The sequence below is a fragment of the Burkholderia ubonensis genome (assembly GCF_001718695.1).
Taxonomy (GTDB): domain Bacteria; phylum Pseudomonadota; class Gammaproteobacteria; order Burkholderiales; family Burkholderiaceae; genus Burkholderia; species Burkholderia ubonensis_B.
Map to the genome: position 1 here is coordinate 88,475 of NZ_CP013420.1, position 19,268 is coordinate 107,742.

General features: G+C 70.0%; 13 protein-coding genes and 1 pseudogene. 6 read left to right on the plus strand and 8 right to left on the minus strand.

Annotated elements, in window-relative coordinates:
• Positions 1-34 precede the first annotated feature (34 nt).
• On the minus strand, positions 35-679 hold the full coding sequence (nth, locus tag WJ35_RS00420) for an endonuclease III (protein ID WP_059852552.1): 645 nt from the start codon (positions 677-679) through the stop codon (positions 35-37).
• Positions 676-1,641, minus strand: a complete 966-nt coding sequence (gene rsxB, locus WJ35_RS00425; protein ID WP_060232040.1) for an electron transport complex subunit RsxB — start codon at positions 1,639-1,641, stop codon at positions 676-678. The genes nth and rsxB overlap by 4 nt, the downstream gene beginning before the upstream one ends.
• Before the next feature lie 154 nt (positions 1,642-1,795).
• Between rsxB and WJ35_RS00430 the strand changes: the two genes are divergently transcribed.
• The gene (locus tag WJ35_RS00430; RefSeq protein WP_060232037.1) at positions 1,796-2,428 is read left to right on the plus strand and encodes a TetR family transcriptional regulator; all 633 of its coding nucleotides are present in this window, start codon (positions 1,796-1,798) and stop codon (positions 2,426-2,428) included.
• A 79-nt stretch (positions 2,429-2,507) separates the two neighbouring features.
• Here WJ35_RS00430 and WJ35_RS00435 read toward each other — a convergent pair whose 3' ends face one another.
• Together WJ35_RS00435 and WJ35_RS00440 are read right to left on the minus strand one after the other, a co-directional pair.
• Entirely contained in the window at positions 2,508-3,968 is a 1,461-nt protein-coding gene (locus WJ35_RS00435; protein WP_060232034.1) for a polyhydroxyalkanoate depolymerase, read from the minus strand.
• Positions 3,969-4,182: 214 nt separating this feature from the next.
• Positions 4,183-6,014: pseudogene (locus WJ35_RS00440) on the minus strand (glycoside hydrolase family 15 protein).
• 160 nt (positions 6,015-6,174) lie between these two features.
• On the opposite strand from WJ35_RS00440, the gene WJ35_RS00445 reads away from it, so the two are divergent.
• Positions 6,175-7,425, plus strand: a complete 1,251-nt coding sequence (locus WJ35_RS00445) for a lactonase family protein (protein WP_420480897.1) — start codon at positions 6,175-6,177, stop codon at positions 7,423-7,425.
• Positions 7,426-7,505: 80 nt separating this feature from the next.
• Here WJ35_RS00445 and WJ35_RS00450 read toward each other — a convergent pair whose 3' ends face one another.
• Both WJ35_RS00450 and WJ35_RS00455 read right to left on the minus strand, forming a co-directional pair.
• Positions 7,506-12,305, minus strand: a complete 4,800-nt coding sequence (locus WJ35_RS00450) for an FtsK/SpoIIIE family DNA translocase (protein WP_069238584.1) — start codon at positions 12,303-12,305, stop codon at positions 7,506-7,508.
• Between the two features lie 198 nt (positions 12,306-12,503).
• Positions 12,504-13,049, minus strand: coding sequence for an META domain-containing protein (locus tag WJ35_RS00455; RefSeq protein ID WP_069238585.1), 546 nt, complete (start codon positions 13,047-13,049; stop codon positions 12,504-12,506).
• 204 nt (positions 13,050-13,253) lie between these two features.
• Here WJ35_RS00455 and purT point away from each other — a divergent pair, with 204 nt between their 5' ends.
• The 4 genes from purT to WJ35_RS00475 all read left to right on the plus strand — a co-directional run bounded on the left by purT (position 13,254) and on the right by WJ35_RS00475 (position 17,274).
• Positions 13,254-14,468: a formate-dependent phosphoribosylglycinamide formyltransferase gene (purT, locus tag WJ35_RS00460; protein ID WP_069238586.1), complete on the plus strand. Its 1,215-nt coding sequence runs from the start codon at positions 13,254-13,256 to the stop codon at positions 14,466-14,468.
• A gap of 17 nt (positions 14,469-14,485) precedes the next feature.
• Entirely contained in the window at positions 14,486-14,680 is a 195-nt protein-coding gene (locus WJ35_RS00465; protein WP_011885603.1) for a DUF6726 family protein, read from the plus strand.
• Between the two features lie 86 nt (positions 14,681-14,766).
• Positions 14,767-15,159 (plus strand): MliC family protein, encoded by a 393-nt coding sequence (locus WJ35_RS00470; RefSeq protein ID WP_069238587.1) that lies wholly within the window; start codon positions 14,767-14,769, stop codon positions 15,157-15,159.
• A gap of 648 nt (positions 15,160-15,807) precedes the next feature.
• The gene (locus tag WJ35_RS00475; RefSeq protein WP_069238588.1) at positions 15,808-17,274 is read left to right on the plus strand and encodes a DEAD/DEAH box helicase; all 1,467 of its coding nucleotides are present in this window, start codon (positions 15,808-15,810) and stop codon (positions 17,272-17,274) included.
• Between the two features lie 167 nt (positions 17,275-17,441).
• Here WJ35_RS00475 and gluQRS read toward each other — a convergent pair whose 3' ends face one another.
• Together gluQRS and WJ35_RS00485 are read right to left on the minus strand one after the other, a co-directional pair.
• Entirely contained in the window at positions 17,442-18,338 is an 897-nt protein-coding gene (gluQRS, locus tag WJ35_RS00480; RefSeq protein ID WP_060232018.1) for a tRNA glutamyl-Q(34) synthetase GluQRS, read from the minus strand.
• 22 nt (positions 18,339-18,360) lie between these two features.
• Positions 18,361-19,224 (minus strand): sulfurtransferase, encoded by an 864-nt coding sequence (locus WJ35_RS00485; RefSeq protein WP_060232015.1) that lies wholly within the window; start codon positions 19,222-19,224, stop codon positions 18,361-18,363.
• Between the last annotated feature and the right edge of the window lie 44 nt (positions 19,225-19,268).

The window sequence follows — 19,268 nt, forward strand, 5'->3', positions numbered from 1 at the left end:
GCGTGGACCCGGGGCCGCGGCTGCGCGCGACGGGTCATTCAGTGGGCGGCGGGGTCTTCGGCCGGTACTCGCACAGCGGCTCGATCGCGCAGTGCCAGCATTCGGGCTTGCGCGCCTTGCACACGTAGCGGCCGTGCAGGATCAGCCAGTGATGCGCATCCTGCAGGAATTCCTTCGGCGTGACCTTCTCGAGCGCGGCCTCGACGGCCCGCACGTCCTTGCCGGGCGCGAGGCCGGTGCGGTTCGCGACGCGGAAGATGTGCGTGTCGACCGCGATCGTCGGATGGCCGAACGCGGTGTTGAGCACGACGTTGGCGGTCTTGCGGCCGACGCCCGGCAGGCTCTCGAGCGCCTCGCGATCGGCCGGCACTTCGCCGCCGTACTGCTCGAGCAGGATCCGGCACGCGGCGACCACGTTCTTCGCCTTGGTCCGGTACAGGCCGATCGTCTTGATGTACTCGGTGACGCCTTCCTCGCCGAGCGCGACAATTTGTCGCGGCGTGTTCGCGACCGGGAACATCTTGCGCATCGCCTTGTTGACCGACACGTCGGTCGCCTGCGCGGACAGCATCACGGCGATCAGCAGTTCGAACGGCGTCGAGTATTCGAGCTCGGTGGTCGGATTCGGATTGAGGCTCTGCAGCGTTTCGAAGATCGCGCGTCGTTTGCTGGCGTTCATTGTGGTGTCGGGTCGGGTGGCGCGGACGGGCCGTGTTCCGGTTCGGACGAGCCTTCGCCGGCTTGCTCGGCCGCCTGCGCCTGCTGCTCGGCGAGCCGCTTGCGGCGCGCTTCGGCCGCATCGATCTGGGCCTGGACCGCGGGGCTCACGCCTTCGGTGTTCTTCGGCGCGCTGCCTTGCGCGGCCAGCTCGTCCTTCTTCTTGCGCGCGCGTTCGAGCGCGGCCGCGATGATCGCGCGTTTCTTCGCGTCGGCATCCGTGGCCGCGTCGGCCGCCGCGGGCTGCGTCGCGGCCGGCGCAGCCGACGCGGTAGCGCTCGCCACACGGCGCGCGGCCGCGCGCGCTTCGGCGGCCTCGCGCTCGCGGCGCTGGCGCGCGAGCCGGCGGTCGTGGCGTTCGCGCGCGGCGTCGGCCTGCGCCTGCGTCCATGCGTCCCAGCCGGTGTGCTCGCCGGTGACGGGCACCATCGCGATGCAGTCGACCGGGCACGGCGGCACGCACAGGTCGCAGCCCGTGCAGAGCGACGTGATCACCGTGTGCATCTGCTTGGGCGCGCCGGCGATCGCATCGACCGGGCAGGCCTGCATGCAGAGCGTGCAGCCGATGCAGAGGTTTTCGTCGATCACCGCGACGGGGCGCGCCCGCTCGTCGCCGTTGACCGGATTCAGCGGAATCACGGGCTTGCCGAGCAGGCGGGCGAGGCGCGCGACGCCTTCGGCGCCGCCCGGCGGGCACTGGTTGTAGTTCGCGTCGCCGGCGGCGATGGCCTCGGCGTACGGGCGGCAGCCGTCATAGCCGCACTTCGTGCATTGGGTCTGGGGCAGCAGATCTTCGATGCGATCCGCGAGTGTCTTGGAGTCGGTCACGGGGACAGCGGGCGCCGGTGCGCCGAATGTCTGCCGGCCACGGCGGGCGCGGCCGGCAAGGTTTGCCAAAGGAGGATTATCGCCGATTTCCCGCATTGCGCTTGACGCAGTCTGTGCGCATAATCGAAGCGCATTTTTGCAGGGGCGCAGCAGGGGGGACGCCGCAAGGCGGGCCTGTTCCAGTGTCGCCGGTGCCGACAAGGTGGGGCGACTGATCCGGATCACGCGGCTCACATAGCAAAACGCCACCATGAATCAGCCAAAAATCAAAAGAGATCCTGAAGGCACCCGCCGCCGCATCCTGATGGCGGCGGCCGAAGAATTCGCGAGTGGGGGCCTGTTCGGCGCGCGCGTCGATCAGATCGCGCGGCGGGCGGAAACCAACGAGCGCATGCTCTATTACTACTTCGGCAGCAAGGAGCAGCTGTTTACCGCCGTGCTCGAGCATGCGTTTTCCGCGCTGACCGAGGCCGAGCGCGTGCTCGATCTGGACGGCGTCGCGCCGGTCGAGGCGGTCACGCGGCTCGCGCACTTCGTGTGGGACTACTACCGCGACCATCCCGAGCTGCTGCGGCTGATCAACAACGAAAACCTGCACGAAGCCCGCTATCTGCACAAGTCGACGCGGATCCGCGAAATGATCTCGCCGATCGTCACGATGCTCGGCAACGTGCTCACGCGCGGCCAGAAGGCCGGGCTGTTCCGCAACGACGTCGATCCGCTGCGCTTCTACGTGACCCTGTCGGGGCTCGGCTACTACATCGTGTCGAACCGCTTCACGCTCGCCGCGACGCTCGGCCGCGACTTCAGCACGCCCGACGAGCGCGACGAGATGGTCAGGATGAACACCGAGCTGCTGCTCGCCTATCTGCTGCGGCGCTGACGAACGGCTTTCGGCCGCCGGATGAAAAAAACGCCGCCGTGCGCTGGCACGGCGGCGTTTTTCGTCTGGCGCACCGGCGTCAGGCCGCCTTGCGGGTGCGGGCGGGCTTTGCGCGCGTGCCGACGCGCTTCGCGGCGGGGGCCTTCGCCGGGGCGGCCGCATCGGGCGTCTTCGCGCGCGCGCGTTTCGCGGCGGCGGTCTTCGCGGACCCGGCCGGCGCATTCGCGGCCGGTACGGCGGCGAGCGGCGCGGCCGGTTGCGCATCCGGGCGATCCTTCGCGGCGCCGTGCTTCGGTTCCGGCGCGTGCTCGCGGATGAAGTCGCGCAGTTGCGGGTAAATGATCGTGCGCCAGCGGCGGCCCGAGAAGATCCCGTAGTGCCCGCACTTTTCCGCAGTCAGGTTGCGGCGCTGGTCCGGCGGGATGCCGGTGCACAGCTCGTGCGCGACGTGGGTCTGGCCGCTGCCGGAGATGTCGTCGAGCTCGCCCTCGATCGTCATCAGCGCGGTGTGCTTGATGTCCTGCGGGCGCACGAGCTCGCCGTCGATCTCCCACGTGCCTTCGGCAAGGCGGAACTCCTGGAACACGATGCGGATCGTCTCGAGGTAATACTCGGCGGCCATGTCGAGCACCGCGTTGTATTCGTCGTAGAAGTTGCGATGCGCTTCCGCGTCGTCTTCGTCGCCGCGCAGCAGGCTCTGATAGAAGTCCCAGTGCGATGCCGCGTGCCGCTCCGGATTCATCGCGACGAAGCCCGCATGCTGCAGGAAGCCCGGATAGACGTGGCGGCCTTCGCCCGGATAGTTCGCGGGCACCGTGTGAATCACGTTGTTCTCGAACCAGGAGATCGAATGCTGCGTCGCCAGCGAGTTCACCGACGTCGGGCTGAGGCGCGCGTCGATCGGCCCGCCCATCATCGTCATCGTGAGCGGCGTGTCCTCGCCGCGGCTCGCCATCAGCGAGATCGCCGCGAGCACCGGTACCGTCGGCTGGCACACCGAGATCACGTGCAGGTTGCGCGCGCCGATGTGGCGGATGAACTCCTGGATGTACGCGACGTAGTCGTGCAGGTGGAACGGGCCGGTCTCGACCGGCACCATCCGCGCGTCGATCCAGTCGGTGATGTAGACCTTGTGATCCTGCAGCAGCGTGCGCACGGTGTCGCGCAGCAGCGTCGAATGGTGGCCGGACAGCGGCGCGCAGACCAGCACGACCGGCTCGTCCTTCAGCTGGGTGACCGCGCCCGCGTCGTCCGAGTAGCGCTTGAAGCGCAGCAGGCGGCAGAACGGCTTCTCGACGATCGTCTGCTCGACGATCGGGATGTTGTGGCCGTCCTTGACGATCTGGTGCAGGTTGAATTCGGGCTTCTCGTAGTCCTTGCCGAGCCGGTACAGCAATTCGTACGCGGCGGCCATCCGCGTCGCGCCGGGCATCAGCGAGAGCGGGCTGGACGGATTGGCGAACGATTTCGACGCGGCCTGGGCCCAGGCCGTGAGCGGGCTCAGCATCGCCCGCTGGAATTCATGCAATTGGTAAAGCATGCAAACAACTCCCGCTTGGGGGACGGTGCGCGAGGGCGACGTTTGGGCGTCGTGGCGCGCCGTGTGGGTCAGCGATCGGCCATGCTGCACCGCGGCCGGTCAATCGCCGTCGATCATATCGGACAACGTGGGGTGGTGCAATGCAACATTTCCCTGATTTTTCATGAATTTGTTGCCATTTGACGTTCTCTGACGCCGCCTCGGCCGCCCGCGCTCAACGCCCCGCGGCGACCGCAGGCTCGGGCTGGCCGGCCGCGCGCGCCATTGCCTCCTCATGGTGCATCAGGTTCATCGCCGTGTGCACGAGCGCGACGTGCGAAAACGCCTGCGGGAAGTTGCCGACGAGGCGGCCCGCAACCGGGTCGTACTCCTCGGCGAGCAGCCCGAGGTCGTTCGACAGCGACAGCAGCCGGCGGAACAGGCGATGCGCTTCGTCGATCCGGCCGAGCAGCGCGTACGCGTCGACGAGCCAGAAACTGCACGCGAGAAACGTGCCTTCGCCGGGCGGCAGGCCGTCGTCGTATTCGCTCGTGCGGTAGCGCAGCACGAGGCCGTCGTGCAGCAGTTCGCGTTCGATCGCGTCGATCGTGCCGACGATGCGCGGGTCGTCCGGCGGCAGGAAGCCGAGCTGCGGCAGCAGCAGCACGCTCGCGTCGAGCTCGTCGCTGCCGTAGCTCTGCGTGAATGCCTGCTTGTCCGCATGCCACGCGTTCGCGCAGACGTCCGCGTGGATCTGTTCGCGCAGGCCGCGCCAGCGCTCGAGCGCGCCGGGCAGGCGGAACATTTCCGCAGACTTGATCGCGCGGTCGAACGCGACCCACGCCATCACCTTCGAGAACGTGAAGTGGCGGCGGCCGCCGCGCGTTTCCCAGACGCCTTCGTCGGGCTGCCGCCAGATTTTCTCGAGATGGTCGAGCAGCGTGCACTGCACCGACCATACGGTGTCGTCGGCCTGCAGGCCGCCCACGCGCGCAAGGTGCAGCGCCGCCATCACTTCGCCGAACACGTCGAGCTGCAACTGGTTCGCGGCACCGTTGCCGACCCGCACGGGCTTCGAATCCTGGTATCCGGGCAGCCAGTCGAGCTCCATTTCCGGCAGCCGGCGCTCGCCCGCGATCCCGTACATGATCTGGATCTGCTCGGGCGAGCCGGCCATCACGCGGCCGAGCCATGCGCGCCATGCGCGCGCCTCGTCGTAGTGGCCGCCGCGCATCAGCGCGAGCAGCGTGATCGTCGCGTCGCGCAGCCAGCAGTAGCGGTAATCCCAGTTGCGGGTGCCGCCGAGGTGCTCGGGCAGCGACGTGGTGGGCGCCGCGACGATGCCGCCCGTCGGCTCGTACGCGAGCGCCTTCAGCGTGATCAGCGAGCGGCGCACCGCGGCCTCGTAGCGGCCGTGCACCTGGCAGCGCCCCGACCATTCGAGCCAGTAGTTCTCGGTGCGCGCGAGCATCGACAGCGGGTCGCGCGCGGGCGGCAGCCGCAGGTGCGACGGCGCGTAGCCGAGCGAGAACGGCACGCGTTCGTCGGCGCTCACCGTGAATTCGGCGAGCGTGTGCAGGTTCTTGCCGGTGAGCGGCACCCTCGTGCGCAGCACGACGGTGTCGGGCCCCGCAATCGCCTTCACGCCGTCCTCGCGCGACAACTGCGTGACCCACGGAATCGAGAAGCCGTAGTCGAAGCGCAACACGAGCTCCATGCGCATCTTCATCGTGCCGTGCCGGCCGACGACGATCCGCACCAGCTCCGACCAGCCGTTGCCGGGCGGCATGAAATCGATCACGGTGACGGCGCCGTCGGCGCTTTCGTAATCGGTTTCGAGTATCAGCGTGTCGCCGCGATAGCGGCGCGTCGTGTGCGTGATCGCGGCGTCGGCGGCCGGCGCGAGCAGCCAGCGGCCGTGCTCGGGCGTGCCGACGAGGGCCGCGAAACAGGCGCCCGAATCGAAGCGGGGCCAGCACAGCCAGTCGACGGAGCCGTCTTTTTCGCGATCAGCGCGGCCGTGTGGCCGTCGCCGACGAGGGCGTAGTCTTCGATCAGGGCGGGCATGGGCGGCGATCCTTGTTACGCGTTCACTATCCGGACGGCGGCAGCCGGGCTTCACGTCCCGGCTTCGCGCCCCGTATACTCGGCCGGGCGACGGAGCGCGCAACGGCCGGCGTTTCGTCACATATCAACACTTGACGCGGCTCGATGCAAGGAGGATTCAATGCCCAACCGTTTACGCGCACGTGACGCGCGCGCTTCGACCCGAGGGTTTCCGCTTAGGCTCGCGCACTGGATGAAAGGTTTCGCGATCGTGCTTTCCTTATCCGCGACCCATGCGTTCGCGCAACAGTCCTCCGCGACGGCGCCCGCGGACGGCGTCTACAACCTGCTGGTCGGCACCTACACGGACGGCGGCAGCGACGGGATCTACGTGTACCGCTTCGACACGAAGACGGGCAGCGTCGCGCCGGTGTCGTCGACGAAGACCGTCAATCCGTCGTACCTGTTGCCGAGCCGCGACGGCCGCACCGTGTACGCGGTCAACGAGTTGCCCGGCGACAACGGTCCGGCCGACCAGCGCGGCGGCATCAGCGCGTTCCGCTTCGACGCGAAGACGGGCGCGCTGACGTTCATCGGCCGCGTGTCGTCGGAAGGGAACGATCCGTGCTACCTGAGCCTGTCGCCGGACGGCAAGTACCTCGTGACCGCGAACTACTCGGTCGCGGCAAACCCGGGCGGCAGCTTCGCGGTGTTTCCGCTGCGCGAGGACGGCGCGGTGAGCGAGGCCGCGCTGACCGTGCATCACGCAGGCAGCGGGCCCGTGAAGGGGCGCCAGGACGGCGCGCACGCGCACTCGGCGGTGTTCTCGCCGGACGGCCGCACCCTGTTCGTGCAGGATCTCGGCGCGGACAAGATCTTCGGCTATCGCTACACGGTCGACGGCAGCCGCGGCCTGATCAGCCCGACCGACACGCGCTACACGCCCGTGAAGGCGGGGTCGGGCCCGCGCCACATGGTGTTCGGCGCGAACGGCCGCTACGCGTACGTGACGAGCGAGCTGACCGCCGCGGTCGAGGTGTTCGGCCACCAGGACGGCAAGCTGACGCCGGTCCAGACCGTGCCGATGGCCGCGCCCGGCTTCAAGGGCAAGGTCGGCGGCGCGGCGATCCACCTGTCGCCGGACGGCCGCTTCCTGTACGCGAGCAATCGCGGCGACGCGAACGAGATCGTCATCTACGCGGTGAACCCGGCCGACGGGCGCCTGAAGACGGTCGGCCGGCAGTCGAGCCTCGGCAGGACGCCGCGCGAGTTCCTGATCGACCCGACCGGCAAGTGGCTGATCGTCGGCAACCAGGACAGCGACACGTTCTACGTGTTCAGGCGCGACGCCGAAACCGGCAAGCTCGACGCGAACCCGCAGAAGGTCGCGGTCGGCAAGCCGGTCGATTTCAAGCTCGTTCCGGCGCTGTAAGACGCTTTACGCCGTAGATGCACGAAGGGCGCTGCCGATGCAGCGCCCTTCGTGCTTGTGCGGGAGGCGGAGCGCGTCGCTTATTCCGCGGCGGCCGGCACCAGCACCTCGCGGCTGCCGTTGATGCCCATCGGCGACACGAGCCCGGCCGCTTCCATCTGCTCGACGAGGCGCGCGGCGCGGTTGTAGCCGATGCGCAGCTGCCGCTGCACCGACGAGATCGACGCGCGGCGCGTGCGCACGACGAACGCAACCGCCTCGTCGTACAGCGGGTCTGCTTCCGCGTCCGGCGCGTCGCCGAACAGGTCCTGCGCCGCGCCTTCCGACGCCGGGCCGTCGAGAATCCCTTCCTCGTACTGCGGCTCGCCGAACTGCTTCAGGTACTCGACGATCCGGTGCACTTCCTCGTCGGCGACGAACGCGCCGTGCACGCGCTGCGGGTAGCCGGTGCCCGGCGGCAGGAACAGCATGTCGCCCTGGCCGAGCAGCGACTCGGCGCCCATCTGGTCGAGGATCGTGCGCGAGTCGATCTTCGACGACACCTGGAACGCGACCCGGGTCGGGATGTTCGCCTTGATGAGGCCGGTGATCACGTCGACCGACGGACGCTGCGTCGCGAGGATCAGGTGGATGCCGGCCGCGCGCGCCTTCTGCGCGAGGCGGGCGATCAGCTCCTCGATCTTCTTGCCGGCCACCATCATCAGGTCGGCGAGCTCGTCGATCACGACGACGATCAGCGGCAGCGTCGACAGCGGCTCGGGATCTTCCGGCGTCAGCGAGAACGGGTTGCCGATCTTCTTTTCCTTCGCCTCGGCGTCGCGGATCTTCTGGTTGAAGCCGGCGAGGTTGCGCACGCCGACGGCCGACATCAGCCGGTAGCGCTTCTCCATCTCGCCGACGCACCAGGTGAGCGCGTTCGCGGCGAGCTTCATGTCGGTGACGACCGGCGCGAGCAGGTGCGGGATGCCTTCGTAGACCGACAGCTCGAGCATCTTCGGGTCGATCATGATGAGCCGCACGTCCTCGGGCGTCGCCTTGTACAGCAGCGACAGGATCATCGCGTTGATCGCGACCGACTTGCCCGAGCCCGTCGTGCCCGCGACGAGCATGTGCGGCGCCTTCGCGAGATCGGTGACGACCGGATGGCCGGTGATGTCCTTGCCCATCGCGATCGTGAGCTGCGACGTCGAGTGCTGGTACTGGCGCGACGCGAGGATTTCCGACAGGCGGATCATCTGGCGTTTCGCGTTCGGCAGTTCGAGGCCCATGCAGGTCTTGCCGGGGATCGTCTCGACGACGCGGATCGACGTGAGGCCGAGCCCGCGCGACAGGTCCTTCATCAGGCCGACGATCTGGCTGCCGCGCACGCCGAGCGCGGGTTCGATCTCGAAGCGCGTGATCACCGGGCCGGCCGACGCGCCGACGACCGTCACCGGCACCTTGAATTCCTGCAGGCGCTGCTCGATCACCTGGCCGGTCTGGGCGAGCTGTTCCTCGGAGATCGTCTGGACGTCGTCCGATGCCGGTTCGAGCAGGTCGAGCGTCGGCAGCTCGACGCTGAACGTGGCCGGCGCGTGGAATTCGAATGCGTTCGGCCGCGGCGGGCGGGTTGGGGTGGTCGCGGCTTCCGCTTCGGCGTCGGGTGGCGTGGCCGGTTCCGCGGGGGCGGCGTTTGCGGCGGACGATGCGGGTGCGTCGGTCGGTGCTACGGCTTGGGCGAAGGTGACGGTGGCCGGTGTGGGCACTGCTGCCATTGCCGTAGCAGCGGCAGGCTCGGCGGCCGCCGCCGCGGGCGAGGTGCCGGCCAGCATGGCGCCGGGGAGCGATGCAGCGGTGAGCGTCGGCAGTGCGGCGCCGACGGGCGCGGCCGTCGATGTCGCGATCGTTGCTGCGGGCATCGGGTTGGTCGGCGACGAAGTAGCGGGCGCCGGCGTGCCGGTGTACGACTGGGCCTGCTGCGCGGGCGTGGACGCGATCACGCGATCCGGAGCCGCAGCGTCGAGCGGCGCGTGGGAAACGGTGAAGGATGACGTGGGCGCTGCTGCCTGAGTCGAGGACGGCGGTGCCGCGAATGGCGCAATCGCTGCGGTCGGCGTCATAGATGTCATTGACGCGGGCGTACCGCTCGCCGTCGACGTGCCGCCAAATGCAGCGGTCGACCCGAACGTGGGCGTGGCCGTACCGACGGCAGCAAGTGCGCCCGCAGACGGAGCCGGCGCGATGCTGGCGGTTGGCGCTTGCGTTGCATGTGTCTGCGTGGCGGACTCGGCCGGTGTATCGACCGCCGGCGCGTCTGGCGTGCGGCTCGCGTGGGATGCCGACTCCGTGGCCGATGCAGGCGACGCGCCGGTGGCTGCGCGCTCCGTCGACATGGAGAACGATGCCGTCGTTTGCGTCACGGGAACGTTTGCCGTCGGATGCGAGGCGGTCGAGCCGAGGGCGGCGGGGAGCGATGCGGTTGCAACGGCCGACATCGGCTCGGCGGCGCGCATCGCCGACTGCGCCGACGCATCGATCGAAGGTGCGCGGGCAGGCGTCGCCGGTGCGATCGGCGATGCGAACGCGCGCGCCGCGGAAGCGGCGGTGTCGCTAGTCGTTGCCGTGGCGGGCGGGGCAGTCGAGACGGTCGATGCGGTGTTGGGCGTGTGGCTGCCGGGTTCGTACGGGCTTCCGGGCATGCTGGCGCGTGCCGGGGATGCTGCGGACGGTATCGGCGACGCGGGCGTTGCAAACGATGCGGGCAGACTCGGCGCGACGGGCGCTTCCGAGGACACTGCCGATGCAGGCGATGCCGATGCGGCCATCGCCGCGGCCGATTCCAGCGACGCTGACGGGCTCGGCGCGATGGGCGCTTGCGACGACGCTGCCGCTGCAGGCGACGCCGACGCCGCAGGTGCCGCGGGCGTTGCAAACGATGCGGGCAGACTCGGCGCGACGGGCGCTTGCAACGACGCAGCCGCTGCAGGCGACGCCGACGCGTCCGCAGTCGGCGAAGCCGGCATAGATGCGTTCAGCGCTCCGTGCGCAATTTGTTTCGCGGGTTCGGGCGTCCCTGCCATACCGTCGTTCGCGTCGACGAATCGGGCGATATCGGCGCTAACCGCTGGTTGCGCGAGGGCCCCGTCGCTGCTGCCAGCGCCCGCGCGGTCGACGTCACGACCCGACGCATTCGCCGACGGCGTACCGGCGATCGAACCAGCTCCGTCGACATCGCGAGTCGCCATCCCTTCCTGCACCTGGCGTGCCGAAATCGGTTGCGACTGCGACGTATCCAATGCGGAACTGGGCGTGTCGACGACGTCTTCCCAGGGCGCAACGTCGATCGGTGCATGGGATTCCGGCGCGGCAGCGCCGTTGACGGCATGTTCGCGTTCGCTGCCCGGACGGTCTGCGTGCGCGTGCGTTTCGACGCCGGGCGCTTTCGGCGCGTCCTGCGCTGGCTGATCGACGAGCCAGGAGCTGATGTCCACGATGGGAGCGTGCGCGCCTGAGCCTAATGGCATGAACGCATCCAGCACGATCGGTTCGCTGTCGGCGGAAGCAGCGGAAGCACCGGGAGCCGATGTGGACGCAGATGCGGTTGCGAGCGCATCCGCCCGTCCGACGTCGTGCGGGGCGACCGGATGCCCATCCGAAGCGAGGGCGCCCGACGCGGCAACGGAGGCCGACTCGGACGCAACCACGCCGCCTGCCACACCAACCGCACCAACCGCCGCGGCGGTCGCTTCGCTCGCCGAACTGCCAGCCGCTGCTGCCGTACCCGCCGCATTCCCCGGCCGCACCCCATCCAGCGCCGCCCACTGCGCGGTGCTGGCTTCGATCGAGCGCAGCGTGTCGTGAACGCTCGGCGCCGGCGTGATCGGTTCTGCGGGCTGCTGCACCCACGCGTAAAGCGGTGCGCGGGCGGGCGTCGGCGGCGCGGGGCGGCGCCGTGCCGGGTCAGCAGCCGGGCCGGCGGCGGCTCCCGTCGCCGGACGTGCGGCCGTGCGCGGCGGCGTCGCACCAACCGGGCGCGGCGCGACCGTGGCGCGCGGCGCGCTCGGCTGCTTCGACGCCGCCACGGCTGCCGTCGCGGCTGCAGCGGCTGCCGGCCGAGCGGCGGTCGGTTGCGGTCGAACCGGCTGGAACCCGGCCGGCAGCGGCGCCGGATTCGGGCGCGGCCCCTGCGCGTTCGCGGCGGCGCGCGCGAGGCTGGCGGTGCTGCCGGTCGTCGGCGGCGGCATCGCGCTCGGCGTAGCCGGGACCGGCGGCGCCGGCATGCGCTTGGCCGGCGTCGGCTTCAGCCATCCCGACGGCGCGACCGGCTCCGCCAGGGGGCGCGCCGCGGCCTTGTTGCGCGGTTTCGGCCGGGCCTGCGGATCGGGCTTCCAGAGCGTCGGGCGGGAAAACCGGCCGTTCTGCCGGGGCGCCATCGAATTGACCGTATGGGCGGTCGTCGGCTGCACGATGTCGTCGTCGCGATGCAGCGCGCTGCGCGGCAGGTCGGCGACGCCGCGCGCATCGTCGTCGCCGTTGCGCGACAGCCGAAGCCCGAACGACGTGTCGAGCCACGCGGCGACGCGCTGCCAGCCGATGCCGGTCAGCCAGGGCAGCCCCGCGAAGAACAGCACGACCATCGCGAGCGGCGTGCCGATGTGGCCGAGCACGCGCTCGAAGCCGGCGGACAGCGCATGGCCGAGCAGGTTGGCGTCGGCGCCGGACAGCGGGCTCGTCAGCGTGCAGCTCGCGACGAACACGCACGCGAAGCCGAGCCAGAGCCGGATCGAGCCGTGACCGGCGAGCCCGCCGCTGCCGGGCAGCATCGCTTTCGCGAGGCGCCAGATGAGAGGGATGAACCAGACGGCGGAGACGCCGAACCAGCCGAGGACAACCGTGTGCATGCTTTGATGAAACAGGAAGAAGGGCGGGGAGCGCGGAGCGCGACCCGCCGAGTTTAACCGGCTGACGAACGAGATTGACGAGACTGACAGCGCGCCGGCGCAACATGAAGACGGCGAGGCCGGTTCAGGCTGCGCGACGCATGGATTCGAGGCCGCGCGACGCGGCGGCGCATGGACCGCCCGCGCTCGGGCGCCGCATCAGCCGCCCCGACGCGTGAAGGTCAGCGTCGCGCCGCCGTCGGTCACGAGCAGCAGCTGCTGCGGCGCGCGCATCTGCACGCCGGTCTTCTGCACGTGGGCGAGCGCATCGAGGTACGCATGCTCGAGCTGGCCGCCCAGCGCGTCCGGACACGCCATCCGCGTGCCCGCGAGCGGGCCGAAGCTCAGCACGCCGTTCTTCACGTCGTAGGTGCCCATGTAGCGGTTGCAGCCGGAAAAGCCGCTCGCGCGGCGCACACCGGACTCGGTGGACAGCGCGAGCTTGATCGGCTCGCCGTTGTCGCCGTGCGGGACCGTGCGCGGCGTGCCGTCGGCGTTCTGCCAGCCGGTGAGCTCCCAGCTCGTGTCGTCGAGCAGCTGGACGGCGGCGGGATTGAACGGGTCGGGCGCGGGGGCGCTGGCGTCGGGGTGCGTCGGCATCGAGCAGGCGGCGAGAAGCGTGGCAAGCGTCAAAGCGCAGAGCGGCGCGCGCAACGGGCGAAACAGGCGGGTGCGCGTGCGTGCGGCTGCGATCGGTTGGGACATGAGCCTCGTTCCTCATCATCGGGTTCTGAACAAGGCGTAAGAGTAACGCACCGGCCCCGCGCGAGGCGAGCCGACACTTCGTGCGCGAAAACGTTCGCGCCCGCCCGGGCCGGCCACGCGGCGACGAAACGGGCCGAAGCGCCGACGGTGCGCGTGTTAACATCGACGCCGTTTCGTCCTCCAACAGAACCAGCGGGAAATCACATGCAGATTGGTCAGCGGCTCGGTACGCCGCTTTCGTCCTCGGCCACGCGCGTCATGCTGCTCGGCGCCGGCGAACTCGGCAAGGAAGTCATCATCGCGTTGCAGCGGCTCGGCATCGAGGTGATCGCAGTCGACCGCTATCCGGACGCGCCCGGGCACCAGGTCGCGCACCGCGCGCACGTGATCGACATGACCGACGCCGACGCGCTGCGCGCACTCGTCGAGGCCGAGCGTCCGCACCTGATCGTCCCGGAGATCGAGGCGATCGCGACCGATGCGCTCGCGGCGATCGAAGCGGCGGGTGTCGCCGAGGTGATCCCGACCGCGCGTGCGACCCAGCTCACGATGAACCGCGAGGGCATCCGCCGGCTCGCCGCCGAGGAGCTGGGCCTGCCGACGTCGCCGTACGCGTTCGCGCAGTCGTTCGACGAGTTCAGGGCCGCCGTCGCGAAGATCGGCATGCCGTGCGTCGTGAAGCCGGTGATGTCGTCGTCGGGCAAGGGCCAGTCGGTCGTGCGCAGCGAAGCGGACGTCGAACCCGCGTGGCAGTACGCGCTGGCGGGCGGGCGCGTGAATCACGGGCGCGTGATCGTCGAGGGCTTCGTGGATTTCGACTACGAGATCACGCAGCTCACGGTGCGCGCGATCGATCCGGCCAGCGGCGACACGCGAACCTATTTCTGCGAGCCGGTCGGCCACGTGCAGGTCGCGGGCGACTACGTCGAGTCGTGGCAGCCGCAGCCGATGTCCGCGGCGGCGCTCGCGCGCTCGCGCGAGATCGCGCACAAGGTCACCGAGGCGCTCGGCGGGCGCGGGCTGTTCGGCGTCGAGCTGTTCGTGCGCGGCGACGAGGTGTGGTTCTCCGAAGTGAGCCCGCGGCCGCACGACACGGGCCTCGTCACGCTCGCGTCGCAGCGCCAGTCGGAATTCGAGCTGCACGCGCGCGCGATCCTCGGCCTGCCGGTCGATCCGACGCTCGGCTCGCCGGCCGCCTCGGCGGTGATCTACGGCGGGCTCGCCGAGCGCGGCATCGCGTTCGAGGGCGTGCGCGACGCGCTGGCGGTGCCGGGCGCCGACCTGCGCCTGTTCGGCAAGCCGGAGAGCTTCGCGAAGCGGCGCATGGGCGTCGCGCTCGCGACCGGCGCCGACATCGACGAAGCCCGCGACCGCGCGAAGCGCGCCGCCGCGGCCGTGCGGCCCGTGTCGTCGCGCTGACCGTCCGGGAGCGCGCGATGGCATCCAGATTGTCACGGCTCGGTCGGATCGCGACGCTCGGCGCCGCGCTCGCGCTGCTGGCGAGCCTGGCCGGCTGCGGCGTCGCGGCCGCGCCGTGCCGGATCGCATCGGCCGGGCTGAAGATCGTCCCGCTGGTCGGTCATGTGGCTGCCGCGCCGACCGACGCATGCGCCGACGTCATCGATCCATGATGGCCCGGGCGTCGGGCGTCGACGCGTCGTCTCCGACCAGCGCACGCCGCGTGCGTGCGTTCTCACCGTCTCATCCAAGGACCAGCATGATTCGCCAAACCTTCGTCGCGCTGGCGCTGGCCGGCGCCGCCGTTTCCGCTGCTTCGGCTGCGCATGCGGCGCAGCTGACCGTCGAGGAGATCGACGCGGACGCGCGCCAGAGTGCCGTCTACCAGTGCGCGAACCAGAAGCAGCCGGTGCGCGTGTCGTACTGGCTCGCCGGCAACGGCCAGAGCTTCGCGCTCGTGCCGGTCAACGGCCAGCGGCTGCTGTTCGTCGACACCGTGTCGGCGTCCGGCGTGCGCTACCAGGCCGGGCGCTATACGTGGTGGACCAAGGGCAAGGAGGCGACGCTGCGCGACGAGATTGCCGATCCGAATGCCGCGCCGATGCTCGGCGACTGCGTGCAGGTCGAAAAGAAGAAAAAGAAGAAGGGTTGAACGGTGCGGGGTTGCTGGTCGGCGGGGGCGGTTGATCGGCCTGGCGCGCCGCGGTGCGCGAAGGTAGGTGACCGCAGCGGCATGCGCGGTGCGCGACGGGGACTGGCCGCAGCGGCGCGGGTTCGAGCGATCCCAGCGCCACCAGCGGCCCGGCGACTCAGCGACTCAGCGACTCAGCGACCGGAGCGCCCCCGAGAGTCCCGAGAGTCCCGAGCCACCGAGCCACCGAGCCACCGAGCCACCGAGCCACCGAGCCACCGAGCCACCGAGCCACCGAGCCACCGAGCCACCGAGCCACCGAGCCCCATACGGCCCCGAATCTCATCCATCGCCCGATCGGAATGTTTTGCCCGCGCGACGCCTTGTCGGCGTACATGACAAACCGGCGCGGGAGCCCATTCGCAGCGTTGTCACGGACAGATTCCGGCTCAGTGCTACAATACGGCCCTTTCCGCCGGCATTCGCGCCGGACGGAGTCCGCACGACCTGTGGCGCCCGATGTTCGATGTGAACCGGCCCCGGGCGCCAGAGCGGCGCCGCGCGGCGCGCCGCGGCTCCGTCTACTTCCGAAATGTGATTTGCGCAGCGGCCCGCCGGGCCGAGCTGACGCGTGATGTCCCCGCCGCGCCTTTTGAGCGAAACGCCACCATGTCCGATTCTGTCGCCAAGCCAGTCGACGCAACCTTCGATCAATTCGGCCTTGCCGCCGACATCCTGAAAGCCATTGCGGAGCAGGGCTACACGACGCCGACGCCGATCCAGGCGCAGGCGATTCCGGTCGTGCTCGCCGGCCGCGACGTCATGGGCGCCGCGCAAACGGGCACCGGCAAGACCGCGAGCTTCTCGCTGCCGATCCTCCAGCGCCTGCTGCCGCAGGCCAACACGAGCGCATCGCCCGCGCGCCACCCGGTGCGCGCGCTGATCCTCACGCCGACCCGCGAGCTCGCCGACCAGGTCGCCGCGAACGTGCATGCGTACGGGAAGCACACGCCGCTGCGCAGCGCGGTCGTGTTCGGCGGCGTCGACATGAACCCGCAGATGGCCGAGCTGCGCCGCGGCGTCGAGATCCTGATCGCGACCCCGGGCCGCCTGCTCGACCACGTGCAGCAGAAGACCGCGAACCTCGGGCAGGTGCAGATGCTCGTGCTCGACGAGGCCGACCGGATGCTCGACATGGGCTTCCTGCCGGACCTGCAGCGCATCCTGAACCTGCTGCCGAAGGAGCGCCAGACGCTGCTGTTCTCGGCGACGTTCTCGCCGGAAATCAAGAAGCTCGCGTCGACCTACCTGCGCAACCCGCAGACGATCGAGGTCGCGCGCAGCAACTCGACGAACGCGAACGTCACGCAGATCGTCTACGACGTCGCCGAGGGCGACAAGCAGGCGGCCGTCGTGCAGTTGCTGCGCAATCGCGGGCTCAAGCAGGTGATCGTGTTCTGCAACAGCAAGATCGGCGCGAGCCGGCTCGCGCGCAACCTCGAGCGCGACGGCGTGGTCGCGTCGGCGATCCACGGCGACAAGACGCAGATCGAGCGGATGCAGGCGCTCGACGCGTTCAAGCGCGGCGAAATCGAGGCGCTCGTCGCGACCGACGTGGCCGCGCGCGGCCTCGACATCGCCGAGCTGCCGGCCGTGATCAACTTCGACCTGCCGTTCAACGCCGAAGACTACGTGCACCGGATCGGCCGTACCGGCCGCGCGGGTGCGACCGGCGATGCACTGTCGCTGTGCAGCCCGAACGAGCGCAAGCAGCTCGCCGACATCGAAAAGCTGATCAAGCGTCCGCTCGAGGTGCAGACGCTGGCGATCGACAAGCCGGCGCGGCACCGTCACGACGAGCGCGGCGGCAGTGAGCGTGGTGGCGAACGCGGCGGCCGGCGCGAGCGCGACGAGCATCGCGGCGCAGCGGGGCGTCGCCCGGCCGGCGCCGAGCGCGGCCATCATCGCCGCCACGAGGCGCCGATCGACGATTTCTTCCTGAAGCCGTACGAGCCGTCGGCGTCGGCGAAGCAGCCGGAAGAGGCGAAGCCCGCGCCGCACGAGAAAAAGGGGCCGAAGCGCCAGGTGGCTGCGCTGCTCGGCGGGTTCGGGATGCCGCGCAAGCCGTCGGCGTAAGCGTAACGAGCGATCGGCCGCGATCGACAGGTCGCGGCAAGGCGGGCGCATGCAGGCAGCATGTGCCCGTTTTTCATTTGCGGGGCGCAAGGCCGTCCGTGAATCGCTGGGAATCGGTGCCGAATCGATTGCGGGGGCGCAGCGCGACGCCCGCGTTGGCGCGCGAGCTAGTCCGCCTGCGGCCCGAAGCGCCGCGCCCATGCGGCCGTTGCCGCTGCGTAGAACGCGTCGAGCGTTGCGCCTGGCAGCGCGCCGTGGTCGGGCGCCAGGCCGAGATGGGCGGCCGCGGCTTGCAGCGCGGGCAGCGGATCGTCGCGTTCGAGCGCGATCGCGCCGGTCTGCTTGCTGAGCTTCTCGCCGTTCGCGTCGACGACGACCGGCACGTGCAGGTACGACGGCGTCGGCGCGCCGAGGCAGCGCTGCAGGTAGATCTGCCGCGCGGTCGAGTCGAGCAGGTCGGCGCCGCGCACGACGTGCGTGATGCCAGCATCGGCGTCGTCGACGACGACCGCGAGCTGGTAGGCCCACAGGCCGTCCGCGCGTTTCAGCACGAAGTCGCCGACCTCGGTGGCGAGATTCTGCGATTGCGTGTGCTGCCAGCGATCGTCGAACGTGACGATCGCGGCGTCGCCGTCCGGCACGCGCAGCCGCCATGCGCGCGCGGGCTTGCCGTGCAGGCCCGATCGGCAGGTGCCCGGGTAGGCGAGCGTCGTGTGGCGTTCGTGCGCGGCGCGCAGTGAATCGGCGATTTCCTTGCGCGTGCAGCCGCACGGGTAGACGAGCCCCGCCGCCTTGAGCCGCTCGAGCGCGGCCGCGTAATCGGCCTCGCGCGCGCTCTGCCAGACCGGCGGCTCGTCCGGCGTCATGCCGAAATGCGCGAGCGTCGCGAGAATGTCCTCGGCCGCGCCGGGCACCGTGCGCGGCCCGTCGACGTCCTCCACGCGCACGAGCCATGCGCCGCCGTGCGCGCGAGCGTCGAGCCAGCTCGCGAGCGCGCCGACGAGCGAGCCGAAATGCAGCGGCCCGGTCGGCGACGGCGCGAAGCGGCCGCGGTAGCCGTTCATCGATGGGCGGGCCGGAACGCGCTTACGCCGCGCCGGCGGTGCTGGCGGCGTTCAGGCAGGCCGGGCAGGACTGGCCTGCCACGTAGGCCGGCGATTGCTGCTGTTCCGGCGTGACGACTGCGCGGCACGCGTAGCAGGTGACGTTCGCGGTCGGTTCGAGCTGCGGGTTCAGCGCGGTGCGATAGTCGAACACGAAGCAGTCGCCGTGATAGTGCGCGCCGCCGACTTCCTCGAAATACTTGAGGATGCCGCCTTCGAGCTGGTACACGTTGTCGATGCCGACGTCCTTCATGTGGATCGCCGCCTTCTCGCAGCGGATGCCGCCCGTGCAGAACGACACGATCGTCTTGCCTTCGAGGTCCGCGCGGTTCGCTTCGATGACGTCCGGGAACTCGCTGAACTTGGTGATGCGGTAGTCGAGCGCGTTGTCGAACGTGCCGACGTCGACCTCGAATGCGTTGCGCGTGTCGAGCATCACGACCGGGCGGCCCGCGTCGTCGTGGCCGCGGTCGAGCCAGGCCTTCAGCGTGTGCGCGTCGACGAACGGCGCGCGGCCGAGCTCCGGCTTGATCGCCGGCTTCTTCATCGTGATGATCTCGCGCTTCAGGCGCACGAGCATGCGGCGGAACGGCTGCGAGTCGGACAGGCTTTCCTTGAACTGCAGCGTCGCGAACTTGCCTTCGAACAGCGGGTCGTGGCGGATGTAGTCGATGAACGCGTCGGCCGCTTCGCGCGGGCCGGCGATGAACAGGTTGATGCCTTCCGGCGCGAGCAGGATCGTGCCGCGCAGGCCGAGTTCGTTGCAGCGGGCGGTGACGAGCGGGCGCCATTGTTCGATCGCGTCGAGCGAGACGAAATGGTAGGCGGCGAGATTGACGATACTCATGGTGGTCGAACGAGAGAGCGGCCGCGGCCGTGCGACGGTCGCAC